Origin of the sequence: Amazonocrinis nigriterrae CENA67, assembly GCF_016056305.1 — a bacterium.
Classification (GTDB): domain Bacteria; phylum Cyanobacteriota; class Cyanobacteriia; order Cyanobacteriales; family Nostocaceae; genus Amazonocrinis; species Amazonocrinis nigriterrae.
Genome location: NZ_JAECZC010000053.1, coordinates 1 through 13396, shown reverse-complemented (window position 1 = coordinate 13396; position 13396 = coordinate 1). Strand labels below are relative to the sequence as shown.

Sequence of the window (13396 nt, the reverse complement as noted above, 5' to 3'; positions counted from 1 at the left end):
GATCGCCCTGGTACTGCATTCACCCTTGCATTGCTGGGTGGAGGTAGGGGGAGCAGAGGAGCAGGGGAGATGAGGGGGATGAGGGAGAAATAAATTTTAACTCTTAACTCAGCACTTTGCTCTACTAGAGCGATTTTGCAACTTTTCCAATTAGTTCCTTCCCATATTTGAGGGGAGGAATTTTTTTATTTGTAGATGTATTTGTATATTACAAATGTAGTATACAATTAATGTTACCGCTCAAGCGGTAACTGTTGCTCGCTGAAGTAAAAGGAAACGTTATGATTCCCCGAGAACGCATCCGCAATATTGGTATTTCTGCTCACATTGACTCTGGTAAAACTACTCTATCAGAGCGAATTCTCTTCTACACGGGCAGAATCCACGCCATTGAGGAGGTACGGGGAGGCGGCAAGGGTGCAACCATGGACTTCATGCCAGAGGAAAAACTGCATGGCATCACCATTACTGCTGCTGCCACGACTTGTCAGTGGCATGATACACAAATCAATTTAATTGATACACCAGGACATGTAGATTTTACGATTGAAGTCGAGCGTGCCTTGCGAGTGTTGGATGGGGCAGTCATGGTGCTGTGTGCTGTAGCGGGTGTGCAGTCCCAATCGATTACCGTCGATCGTCAGATGAAACGCTACCATGTGCCGCGTTTGGCATTCATCAACAAAATGGATCGCATGGGGGCAAATCCATTTCGTGTAGTACAGGCAATGCGCGATCGCTTGCAATTGAATGCTGTGTTGCTCCAGTATCCCATCGGCAACGAAAATCAGTTCCAGGGCGTGATTGACCTAGTAGAAATGACTGCTCACTACTATGAGGGTGAAAACGGTGAAAACTGGGTGAAAAAGACAATTCCCCAAACTTTAGTTGATGAGGCACAACAGGCACGAGAAAAACTACTAGATGCTTTGTCGCTGTTCTCTGAACCAATGACACAGATGCTGCTAGCAGGTGAAGAAATTCCCCCAGCGCTGATTTGGCAAACTATCCGCCAAGCAACTATCAGCCTGGAACTCACACCTGTATTGCTGGGTTCAGCATTCAAAAACAAAGGAGTGCAAAACTTATTAGATGCGATCGCTCTTTATCTCCCATCTCCCTTAGATAGGGATTGGAGACGAGAGAATAACATTGATAATCGCTTAGTGGCTTTAGCATTCAAACTCACTGTAGAATCCTTTGGACAGTTGACCTATACCCGTATTTACTCAGGCACGTTGAAACCAGGTGATACCGTCTACAACTCTCGTACAGGGCAACGGGTGCAAATCGGTCGATTGGTGAGAATGCACGCCAATAAGCGCGAAGAGGTGAAAGTTGCCGTAGCTGGCGATATTGTCGCTTTGTTGGGTGTTGATTGCGCTTCCGGTGATACCTTGTGTACCGGGGAACCACTAGTGTCTCTAGAAAAGATGTTTGTGCCGGAACCAGTGATTACCTTGGCAATCACACCCAAAAAACAAGAAGATAGCGATCGCCTTTCCAAAGCACTCAACCGCTTTCAACGAGAAGACCCGACTTTTCGAGTCAGCATCGACCCAGAATCAGGAACAACTCTCATTTCTGGAATGGGCGAACTGCACTTGGAAATCTACATCGAACGCATCCAACGGGAATATAACGCTGAAGTCTACGTTGGTACTCCCGCCGTAGCTTATCGAGAAACAATTGGACAAAAAGCAACTTTCGACTACCGACTCAAGAAACAATCGGGTGGTTCTGGTCAATATGCCCACGTCAGTGGGTGGATTGAACCTACAGATGAACTGTTTGTCTTTGACAACCGCGTCGTTGGGGGTGCGATTCCTAAAGAATATATCCCTGGATGCGAGAAAGGTTTCCGCGAGGCCTTGCAAGCAGGAGTGCTAGAAGGCTATCCCGTCACCGGCGTGAAAGTCGTTTTGGCTGGAGGTTCCTATCACTCAGTTGACTCTTCAGAGTTGGCATTTAGGTCAGCAGCCCATCAAGCCCTTGAAGATGCGATCAAAAAAGCCAAACCCTATATCCTTGAACCTATCATGCTTGTAGAAGTGGAAACACCAAACGAGTTCATGGGTAGAGTTCAGGGTGATCTTTCCTCGCGTCGGGGTTTACTGTTGGGTTCCGAAACCATGCAGGGATACTCAGTAATTCGGGCTGAAGTTCCCCTGGTGCAGATGTTTGGTTATTCTACAGAATTGCGATCGCTTACCTCTGGTATGGCAACCTTCACAATGGAGTTTGCTTGCTATAAACAAACACCGATGAAAGATGACAGATGACTGTCAGATTTTTGAGAAGCCAGAATAATTAGAGATATAGCTAATAAAAGCCCCTAGTCTGAATATACTAGGGGCTTTTCATTTTCCAATATTTCTTCCTGATGTAACTATCCATCTTTCTGGTAAATGCTTGGATGTCAAATTAAGCTACTTCTACAAAATCCCTGTCTAATGGGTTATCTGGAAAGAATACAGCAGGTGAAACTTTGAAAAATTCTGCAAGCTTTTGAATGTGTTCAACCGTTAATTTACGCTTGCCTTTAAGTACATCAGAAACAATTGACTCTGTTTTAAAAATAGGAACCAAATCCTTTTGTTTCAAATTCGATTCTGCAATTAAAACTTTGAGAAGTTCTACTCCATAAATATCTGGAACCAAATCCTGTTTAGATTCGTATTCATGAATTAAGATTCCCAGTAAATTTAAATAGTCTTCTTCTGCCTCCGTTAGTTCGCCTTTATCAAGTAGATTATCTACAACTGCTTGAGTTTTTTCTAAATCTTCTTGATTTGTTATGGGGCGTGGGGGAAAATATGTAAGCAATTCCGTGTAGCTGGTGTCATGATATAACATTTTGTAATTATAGCATTATTTACTTAACTGTTAGGACTAAGATTGGTAAAAAAATACCGATCTTAGTTTTAGCTGATTGACAGCTTCTAATTAGTGCTAGCTATCAAACCATTCGTCATTCTTCCATTTATCTCTGTCATATTCTCCATGAGTAAGAAACCCACGAATATATATAGCTTTTATTTTGTAGTTAATACAGGTTATTAGCCTATATTTATTTCCTCCAATATCAAAAATGACGAAGTTTTTTACTTGGTCAGGTGCAAAAACAGAAGTAGCTTTGACATCAGTAAAACTATTCCAGTCTTGCATTTTTACAAGCTTCTTCCAGGCTCGTATGCTAGGTTCAGCATCAGGGTGCTTTTCACAAGCTTCCTTGAGTCTGGTTTCTGTAATAATACGCATATATAGGGTTTTCCTCTAGATTTTAAAAATGGCATAATTTTTCTCCTGTTCTGGGAAATGAAATTAATTGAAAACCTTAATAATGAGGCTTTAAATAATCTTAGCAAATTGCGAAGTCAACTGCAAGTGTTTGACTTGCGAGTATTTTTACTTAAAACTTTGTACCTAATATCTTGCAGCATTCTCAATATTGAAACTGCCAACAACGTAAAAAACAAGGTTTGAACGAACGATTAGCAGCGCCCATCCTACAAAAATGTCAACAATGCAACTGATGCAAGATATGAAGTATAAAATCGACTATATGAGGACTTATTGTGGTTAACTTAAAAACTCTACAACCTGGCGATGAGGTGTTGTTAGAAAATTTCCTCTTGCAACATACCGATACTACTATGTTTCTACGCTCGAATTGGCGAGAAGCAGGACTACTTGATGAAGGTGCAAGGTTTCAGGGAACTTATGTGGCTGCCATAGCAGATGCAACTATAGTTGCAGTTGCCGCCCACTATTGGAATAACATGGTGGTTGTGCAAGCTCCTGTTTATCTTGCAGAGGTGGTGCAAGCAGTCATTGCACAGTCTAACCGAGTAATTTCTGGAATCGCCGGGCCAGCCGCACAAGTGAAAGCCACAAAGCAAATATTGGGACTTGCCAACCGACCAACTCAGCTAAATGAAAGTGAGATATTATTTTCTCTGGCACTAGAAGATTTGCAAATACCCCCAGCTTTAGCATTGCAACAAGTACAGTGTCGTTTACCACATGCAGATGAGTTAGATTTACTCAGTGAATGGTGCGCTGCCTTTAATGTAGAAGCTTTAGGAAAATCGGCAACTCCTGATTTGCTGCCAGCTTGTCGCCATGAAATAGAAGCACGTCAAGCTACAGCAAGGCATTGGGTATTAGTCGCAAAAGATACTTTAGTGGCTTATACTGCCTTCAATGCCCGCCTACCTGATATTGTGCAGATTGGTGGAGTTTGGACACCGCCTGCACTGCGGGGTAAAGGCTACGCTAAAAGTGTAGTGGCTGGCTCATTACTTGATGCCAAATCTCAAGGAGTAAAACGCGCCATTTTGTTTACAAATCGAGAAAATTACGCAGCACAAGCAGCTTATCGCGGAATTGGCTTTCGACCCACTGGTGAAGAGTTCGGCTTAGTAATATTTAAAGAATAAAAATTAAAATAATTTCAGTAAGTTTGCTGCTTGAAAAAATAATTATAAGGTTTCAAGCCGTATGAGTGTCAGCGAACAATCTAGTTGCAGCTTCAGTGCGGTTGGCTACCCCTAACCTATTTAATATGTGAGTTACATGATGTCTAATGGTAGAAGGGCTTAATCTCATCCGTTCAGCGATCGCTTCATTAGTTAATCCTAAAGCAATTAGTTCTAACACCTCTTGCTGCCGCTTACTCAATGTCTCAACTGGCAAATAAGATTTGGGTGTGTGACATAAAGCCTGAATTACCTCTGTGGACAACATAGAATACCCAGCAGCACCGGCTCGGATAGCATCTGCCAATTCATCAATTGAAGCACCTTTGAGCAGATAACCAATAGCCCCAGCTGTCATTGCTTGTTTTATCAACTCCGTCTCCATAAAACTGGTTAAAACCAAAACCTGAATTTTTGAGTACTTTCTTTTAATAGCTTTTGTAGTTTCTGCTCCATTCATCCCCGACATCATCAAATCCATCAGCACCACATGTGGTTGTAACTGTTCGCACAAATGTAGTGCCTCTTCTCCGTTAGCTGCTTCACCCACCAATTCAATATCATCAAACGCCAGCAATAGAAATTTAATCCCTCCGCGCAGAATTTGATGATCATCAACAGTGATTACACGAATAGGTTTTGGTATGCTTTTTTCCACTTTGACGCTCTGAGTATAAAAATTATTTTTATAAAGAATACTTTTTTAATATCCTTGTAATAAATCATTCTCTCACTTGCGTGATTTAACCCTGATCTTCTTAATTTAAAATTTAAATTTGTTAACGAGGCTTAACCAAATCCCAAATTAACAAAATCTCTGTCCCCTTTCCTGGATGGCTGTCTAAATTGAAACTAGCGCCAATCAACTCAGCCCTTTCTCTCATAATTTGTATACCGAAATGACCAGATGGTATATCTTTGAGGTTAAAACCACAACCATTATCACGAATGCGTAAAGCTATCTGCTGTAAATCATTATGCAGATTGACTGATACTTGTGTAGCTTGGGCGTGTTTAATAGTATTATTAAGTGCTTCTTGAGTAATACGGCAAAAAACCAGCTTTACCTCTTCAGACAAAGGCTGATCGCCTACCACTGTAGTGGTAATTTGGATCTTTGCCTTGTTTTGAATTGCCTGAGTTAACTGCTGTAACAATTCCCCTAAAGATTGTCCTGCTAAACCGTTAGGACGCAACCCACTCAATAAATACCGCATTTCTGCTAAAGCTGCCTGTGTCATTTGGGCAAGTTCTTCTAATCCCTGTTTGGCTGTTTCTGGGTGACGTTGCCAAACTCTTGGTAAAGCTTCAGCAATGCTAGCTACAGAAAACAATATCTGCGATACTGAATCATGTAACTCACGGGCTAAACGATTACGTTCCTCCTCTACAGCTATTTTCCGTAATCGTTCGCTTTTTAATAATTGTTGGCGCAGTTTTACCGCTTCAAACAACTCTCTAGCCAGATATAGGCTCATCACCAAGACAAAGGACAGAAACCCAAATTCAGCCAAGTACATGAATTTGATCACCTGTAAATCCACCAGGCGATCGTGTTGAATTGTTGCTATCAAAATCGCTACGCTAATAGACAGACTAAGCGCCGCTTGCTTTTCACCGCGTAGATATTGATAGTAACAGGCATAAAACATAAAAATGGTAGCACTCGTTAAACCGAGAAGCTGAAATCCAATTAAAGGATTTGTTTTTCCTTCTGGATATATGATTAATTCGCCCCAAGGCAAAGAAAAACTTGATAGCCTACTGATATGAGAATAGGTAATACCAGCAGGAGAAAAAAAGTTGCTCAAAATACAAATTAAGTAGATGCTATTCAGTGCCAAAATCAGACGCATTGGCTGAAAATTAGTATATTTAGCTACAAACCATACGAGACAAGATGCAAATATAAATCCGAAACATGCTACCCCTTTTCTCGCTAAGATATAGTCTTCTATATTAGTGGCTTTACACATGACCATCAGGTCTAGGATGTAGCAACAAGCTAACAAACAGGATAAACTAAACCAGATATGAAGTGCTGGTTGTAATCGCTGAAAGCCAATTAGCAAGTGTAATAGACCTACATAAAGACAAATACCAGCGCATATACTTAGAAGAATGGGGATAATAGCCATTGATTGGTTATATAAAAATTTCAGATTACATAAGTATTATTACTGTAAAAGCATTTAATAAACGCTTTTTAACTATCTAAAACATAAGTAATAGTTATATAGGATCAAGATCCTAGTTTTGACTGGGATCTTTGTCCGATGCGGTCACTGAGGCGATCGCTATATAATCCATTTCGCTACAGGAAAATTTAGGTAATTACCTAAATCAAAGATGATGGCTCAACTGGTAGAGGCATGAATATTCCGCCTTTTTTCCCAAGTTGCACTGTAGTTGCATTGACTTGGAAAAGTTAACTTAACACGGACAAAATCATGAATAAATTCTTTTCAACTCTAACCTTGACAACAGCTACAACTTTAACGATTGCACTCACTGGAGCAACAATAGGTAATCACCTTGTTTTAGGACAGACATCTATTGACTTAGCCAAGTTGCGTAGCGATGCTGTATCTGCACACAATACTTATCGAGCCAAGCATAGTAGTCCTAACGTGACCATTGATAATACTCTCAACCAGAGCGCGCAAGCTTGGGCAGAAACCATAGCAGCAAAAGGTGATTTAGTACACAGTACCAATCAAAACAATGTCGGAGAAAACATATACTGGGGTGGAGACTCAGCAGACTTAGGTAGCGCAGCAGTTCAGGAATGGTACAGTGAAATTCAAAACTATGACTACAACAATCCTGTACTTTCTGACTCAACTGGGCATTTTACTCAGTTAGTCTGGAAAGGCACTACCAAAGTAGGCTGTGGTGCTGCACCTGGCCCTGCAACAATTGACGGTAAGAAGTACGATGGCTTCTATGTAGTTTGTCAGTATTCTCCCGCAGGAAATGTGGAAGGACAGCTTGCTGATAATGTACTAAAACCCCAGTAGGTTGCAAAACGCTTTAATTATGTCTACCTACTTTATAGAACAAAGATCCAAGTCAAAGCTAAAATCTTTGTCCGATGCGGTGATTGGGGCGATGTCTACGCCAAGGCTTACGCCTACGCTACTTTCATAATTCAACATAAGTATCAATTATATAGGACAAAGATCCAAGTTTTGACTAGGATCTTTGTCCGATGTGGACACTGAGGCGATCGCCATACAATTCTTCCAATTATCAGTATTCGATGCAGCGATCAAAGCGATCGCTCTATAATCCGTCTCGCCACACCAAAGTTGTCACAACTGCCTAGCCTGTGGAATCACAACTTATAAGTGCAAAAGCTTCTATATCAAGGCAACAAATCAAAGCTAATTAACCGTAATGACTGCCAAAATCCACTTTATCTCCGGTTTACCTCGTTCCGGTTCCACCTTACTAGGAGCCTTACTGCGGCAAAATCCCCGATTTTATGCCAGTATGACTAGCCCTGTCGGCAGTTTGGTGAACCGAATGCTTGAAGCGATGAGCGAAGACAACGAATATTCCGTCTTTATCACCCCAGAGCAAAAACGGGCGTTAACCTTAACAATATTTTCCACATTCTACCAGCCCCAAGGCGATAAAGAAGTCATCTTCGACACTAACCGCTTGTGGTGTAGCAAATTGTCCTTAATTCACGAGCTATTTCCTGGCTCAAAGGTGATTTGCTGTGTGCGGAATGTGGCTTGGATTATGGATAGCATCGAACGGCTAATTAGAAAAAACGCCTTTGATGTGTCGCGGATGTTTAACAATGCTGGTGAACGTTCCACAGTTTACACCCGCACCGAAGCTTTGAGTGGTGGGGGAAGGTTAGTCGGGTTTGCTTATAACGCCCTCAAAGAAGCGTTTTATAGCGAACACAGTGCAAGTTTACTGTTAGTGGACTATGACTTATTAACTCAAGCACCGGATAAAACCCTATCACTGATTTATCAATTCCTAGAAGAAGAACCCTTTGACCATGATTTTGACCATGTGGAATATGAAGCCGAGGAATTTGATTCGCGGCTGAATACCAAAGGGTTACATCAGGTGCGTGCCAAAGTTGAGTTTAAACCACGAGCAACAATATTACCACCGGATTTATTTGCTCAATATGAAGGGTTGTCTTTTTGGCACAACCCCAGCAATAGCCGAGCAAATGTGATTGTCGCCCAGCCAATACCAGCAGCCAATTCATAAAGCTTGGAATCTTTCCACTATTACAACTCTAGTTCCCTCCCCTTGACAAGGCTGCGGTGTACACACAAGTCGTATTACCCCCCTTAATCCCCCCTTGGTAAGGGGGGAAAAATTGAAAATCTAGTTCCCTCCCCTTTATAAGGGGAGGGTTAGGGTGGGGTAATTCGAGGGCATCACCAGATATCTCGATGCCTTACGGCTGTTGCCTAGCTCACCCTACATATTACTGTTCCCTGTTTCCCGTTCCTTGTTCCCTTTCATACCTCAAACAAAGGAAATCAATCAAATGGCAAATTTCATCGTTAACCAAACCACTGATGACGGTAGCGGTAGCACCGCAGGAACTCTCAGTTACGCTATCCTCCAAGCGAACCAACTCGCGGGGGATGACACCATTACCATTGATAGCGATGTTCGCATTACTGGAGTGGTGAAGACCCTCATTAACAGCAACATCACCATTGTGGGCAATAACCACAGCATTAGCGGTGATGTTAATAACAATGGCATCAACGATAATGGCGACGTGCGCCCCTTGTTTATCCTATCGGGAACCGTCGGGATTTCTAACTTGACCATCACCAACGGACGGGCTAAAGGCGGAGATAGTTTCACAGGCGGCGGCGGTGCTGGTCTGGGCGGCGGCTTGTTCATCTATGATGGCAATGTCTCCTTGAACAATGTCGCCTTTACTAATAACGCTGCCCAAGGCGGTAGTAGCGGTGTCGGTGGACTGGGCAACGGTGGCGGCGGTATGTTTGGCGATGCTGGTGGCAATGCTGGTGGCGGACTGTTTGCTGGTAGCACTGGTGGCTATCGCAGCCCTGGCGGCTATGGCGGCAACGGCAACTACGGCGGCTACGGTGGTTACTTTGGCGCCGGATTCTACGATCCTGGTAAGCCCAACGGTGGCTTCGGTGGCGGCGGCGTTATTAACGGCGGCTTCGGCGGCGGTGCCGGTTTCATCAGCGGTAATCCGGGTTTTGCCGGGGGATTCGGTGGTGGTGGCGGCTTCAGTAATAGAGCTAGCTTCAGTTTCGATCCTGTCTCCGGGGGCAATGGTGGCTACGGTGCTGGCGGTGGTGGCTGGAGCGGCAGTGGTAGCTTCGGCTCTGGAGGCTCAGGTGGATTTGCTGCTGGCAACGGTAATTCCAGTGGCCAAGGTGGTGGCGGTGCTGGACTAGGGGGTGGTATCTTTGTCCGCAGTGGCTCTTTAACCCTCAGTAACACCACCTTTACCAACAATACTGCTACAGGCGGCACGGGTGCTAACTCAGGTCAAGGCTTAGGTGGGGCAATCTTCATCATGCAGTCCACCACGAATACTAACGGCAACAACCAGGGAATGCCCACTGTTCTACCAACTGTCACTTCTTTAGGTAATCCTACTTTTAGTGGTAACAGTGCAGCTAATGATGCGGGAACTGCCACCAACAATGATGATGTTTACGGCACAATTAACATCACTTCACCCCCCGCTCCCACCGTCAGCATCACCGCCCAAACAGCCACAGCGACAGAAGGCGGCAGTAATGGTGTCTATCGCATCTCTCGTAGTGATACCACAGGCGATTTAACCGTCAACCTGACCATTGATGGCAGCAGTACAGCGGCGACGGCTGACTATACCCTCAGTGGGGGCAGCGTTAGCATTTCTGGCAATACTTTGCCTGTAACCATTACTGATGGCAATAGCTTTGTCGATATTAACCTAGCGGCGTTTGATGATAGCACTACCGAAGTCAATGAAACCCTCACCCTCAACCTAGATACAGGCACAGGTTACACCATCGATAGCACGAATAATACGGCTACCGTTACGATTACCGATAACGATACCGTCGTCACCAACACCAACGATTCAGGTGAAGGTTCCTTACGGCAAGCGATTCTCAATGCTAATGCCAATCCTGGGGCAGATACGATTACCTTTGCAGGTAGCGTGTTTACCGATGCCACCCCTGATACCATTACTCTCACTTCTGGGGAATTAGTTATTACTGATGATGTCACCATTCAGGGAACTGGGGCAAATCAACTGACAGTGAGTGGCAACAATGCCTCCCGCGTGTTCAACATTTCTAATTCTGGAACAGATGCCACAATTGATGCTTTGACAATTGCTAATGGCAATTCGATTAACGGTGGCGGCATTCTTATCAACTCTAATGCTAGTTTGGTTTTAACAAATAGTACTATCTCTAATAACAATTCAGGCGGTAATTTTGGCGGTGCTGGCATTGGTAACAGGGGCGGCACTCTTAACGTCATAAACAGTACTATCTCTGGCAATACGTCATCATCGTTTGGTGGCGGCATTGCCAGTCAAGGTACACTCACTGTCACCAACAGTACAATCTCTGGAAATACAGCAGCAAGCAGGAATGGTGGTGGTCTAATTGTTGGGGGAGTAATTACTCTGATTAGTAGCACTATTACTAATAATACTGCTGGCAATGCTGGTGGAGGAGTAGCTGCCTTTTTTGGAACTACTACTGCTCAAAACACCATCATTGCTGGTAACTTTGATACTAGTAACCAAGCCCCCGATATTTCAGGCAACATCACAGGCGATGCCAACAACCTCATCGGTAGCCTAACTGGTACATCCGGCACCATCGGCACAGGCAGCGACATCACCTTTGCCTCGGCTGGCATCACCAATATTAACCAAGTCCTCGCTGCCCTTGCCAATAACGGTGGTACTACCCAAACTCACGCCTTAGTTGCAGGTTCAGCAGCCATCAACGCTGGCAATAACGCCCTTGTTCCCTCCGGTGTCACCACCGACCAAAGAGGTACAGGTTTTAACCGCATTAGTCGCAACACAGTCGATATTGGAGCTTACGAAGTACAAAATAACAACCCAATAGCTACAAACGACAGCGTAACCACCAATGAAGATACTGCTGTTAACGGTAATGTCCTCACCAATGATACTGACCTAGATACAAGTGATATTCTCACTGTTAGTGCAGTCAACGGCAATCCTGCCAATGTAGGCAATCAAATTACCTTAATCTCAGGTGCGCTATTAACGCTCAATTCTAATGGCACATTCGCCTACAACCCCAACGGTCAATTTGAGTCCTTGGGTGTGGGAGCTACTGCTAACGACAGTTTTACTTACACTATTAGCGATGGTAGCGGCGGCACCAGCACAGCCACAGTTAACCTCACCATCAACGGTGTCAACGATGCACCCACAGGTTCACCCACTGCCACATTAAGCAATACACCAGAAGATACTGCCATTACCATTACTGCGGCTCAGTTATTAACAGGTTTCAGTGATGTTGATGCTGGTGATACCCTTTCAGTTACCAACTTGACTGCCACTAACGGGGCATTGGTAAATAACAACAATGGCACTTATACCTTCACCCCAAATGCCAACTTTAATGGCACCGTTAACCTTAATTACAATGTGACTGATGGTACGGCAACCTTAACTGGACAAACTCAGACTTTCTCTGTCACCCCTGTTAACGATGCCCCTGTTGCTGTTGATGACAGTGTTTCCACGTTCTTTGGTACTACCGTCAACATCCCAGTTAGTACCCTATTAGCCAATGATAGCGATGTTGATAGTCCCTCTTTGAGTATCACTGGTGTCAGCGGTGCTACCCACGGTACTGCCGTCCTGAATAATAACGGCACAGCCAACAACAGTGCAGATGATTTCGTTTCCTTTACGCCAAATCTTTGGTTTTCTGGTAATGCCAGCTTTAACTACACCCTCAGCGATGGTAGCCTGACTGATACTGGTACGGTGACTGTGGCTGTTGGTGCTAACATTTTTGGCACTAATTTTGCTGATTACCTGACTGGCACTGTTGGTAACGACATCATCAACGGCGGTAATGGCAACGATACCATCTACGGCGGCGCGGGTAGCGATAGCCTCAACGGTGATAATGGCAACGACATCTTGTATGGCGATGGGCTGATGGATGGCGGCGCGGGTAACGATACCCTCAATGGTGGTAATGGCGATGATACCCTCTACGGTGGTGGCGGTAGCGATTACCTAATTGGTGGTAATGGTAATGATCTGCTTTATGGTGGTACTGGCAGCGATATTCTTACTGGTAATAACGGTAACGATATCTTTGCCTTTACTGCTGGGGAAGGTACTGATACCATTACTGATTTCACTAAGGGTCAAGATAAGATTGGACTGTATGGTGGTTTAAGCTTTGGGCAATTAAGTTTCTCTGGTAACAATATCCTGGTGACTTCCACTAATGAAGTTTTGGCGACGCTGAGTGGTATTAATACTACGACGCTGACTGCTGCTAATTTCGTCAATCTCTAAGGCTTTTAGGTTGTTGGTGGGGGGGGTGGGTCAATCCTATCGTAACTTCTGTTTAAGCCTGTAGGGGCTTACCCCCCTCTGTCCCCCCTTACTAAGCAGGGCTGTTTCATTCGCTCAGATTAGGATTTTGTCAAGAGGATAATCTCACGCAAAGACGAGGCAGCGCGTTGGGCGGCTCTGCCGACTTGAAGCGACTGCCGTCGCAAAGACGCAAAGAAAAATTGCCTATTTTGGGTTGAAGGCGCAAGGATTTTTTACTCAAATTGTGCGCTTGCTCTCAATTTTTATCTGTCTGAATCTTGCAATTTTACCTATTTTAGGGAACGAAACAGCCCTGCTTAGTAAGGGGGGACAG

9 protein-coding genes are annotated in these 13396 nt (G+C 44.1%); 5 read left to right on the top strand and 4 right to left on the bottom strand.

What is annotated here, in order from left to right:
• The first annotated feature begins 281 nt into the window (after positions 1 to 281).
• Positions 282 to 2282 (top strand): elongation factor G, encoded by a 2001-nt coding sequence (gene fusA, locus I8748_RS21875; protein WP_198126657.1) that lies wholly within the window; start codon positions 282 to 284, stop codon positions 2280 to 2282.
• Positions 2283 to 2424: 142 nt separating this feature from the next.
• On the opposite strand, the gene I8748_RS21870 is transcribed toward fusA, so the two are convergent.
• Positions 2425 to 2856 (bottom strand): helix-turn-helix domain-containing protein, encoded by a 432-nt coding sequence (locus tag I8748_RS21870; protein ID WP_198126656.1) that lies wholly within the window; start codon positions 2854 to 2856, stop codon positions 2425 to 2427.
• Between the two features lie 96 nt (positions 2857 to 2952).
• Entirely contained in the window at positions 2953 to 3261 is a 309-nt protein-coding gene (locus I8748_RS21865; protein ID WP_198126655.1) for a type II toxin-antitoxin system HigB family toxin, read from the bottom strand.
• Between the two features lie 317 nt (positions 3262 to 3578).
• On the opposite strand from I8748_RS21865, the gene I8748_RS21860 reads away from it, so the two are divergent.
• Positions 3579 to 4442, top strand: a complete 864-nt coding sequence (locus I8748_RS21860) for a GNAT family N-acetyltransferase (protein ID WP_198126654.1) — start codon at positions 3579 to 3581, stop codon at positions 4440 to 4442.
• Positions 4443 to 4494: 52 nt separating this feature from the next.
• Here I8748_RS21860 and I8748_RS36095 read toward each other — a convergent pair whose 3' ends face one another.
• Together I8748_RS36095 and I8748_RS21850 are read right to left on the bottom strand one after the other, a co-directional pair.
• Positions 4495 to 5139: a response regulator gene (locus tag I8748_RS36095; protein ID WP_198126653.1), complete on the bottom strand. Its 645-nt coding sequence runs from the start codon at positions 5137 to 5139 to the stop codon at positions 4495 to 4497.
• 121 nt (positions 5140 to 5260) lie between these two features.
• On the bottom strand, positions 5261 to 6619 hold the full coding sequence (locus tag I8748_RS21850) for a sensor histidine kinase (RefSeq protein ID WP_198126652.1): 1359 nt from the start codon (positions 6617 to 6619) through the stop codon (positions 5261 to 5263).
• A 312-nt stretch (positions 6620 to 6931) separates the two neighbouring features.
• Here I8748_RS21850 and I8748_RS21845 point away from each other — a divergent pair, with 312 nt between their 5' ends.
• From I8748_RS21845 to I8748_RS21835, 3 genes are all read left to right on the top strand, one after another.
• On the top strand, positions 6932 to 7501 hold the full coding sequence (locus tag I8748_RS21845) for a CAP family protein (RefSeq protein ID WP_198126651.1): 570 nt from the start codon (positions 6932 to 6934) through the stop codon (positions 7499 to 7501).
• 379 nt (positions 7502 to 7880) lie between these two features.
• Positions 7881 to 8723: a sulfotransferase family protein gene (locus I8748_RS21840; RefSeq protein WP_198126650.1), complete on the top strand. Its 843-nt coding sequence runs from the start codon at positions 7881 to 7883 to the stop codon at positions 8721 to 8723.
• 286 nt (positions 8724 to 9009) lie between these two features.
• Positions 9010 to 13041 carry a beta strand repeat-containing protein gene (locus I8748_RS21835; RefSeq protein WP_198126649.1) on the top strand — a complete coding sequence of 1344 codons (4032 nt, stop codon included), beginning with the start codon at positions 9010 to 9012 and terminating at the stop codon, positions 13039 to 13041.
• Positions 13042 to 13396: the final 355 nt, after the last annotated feature.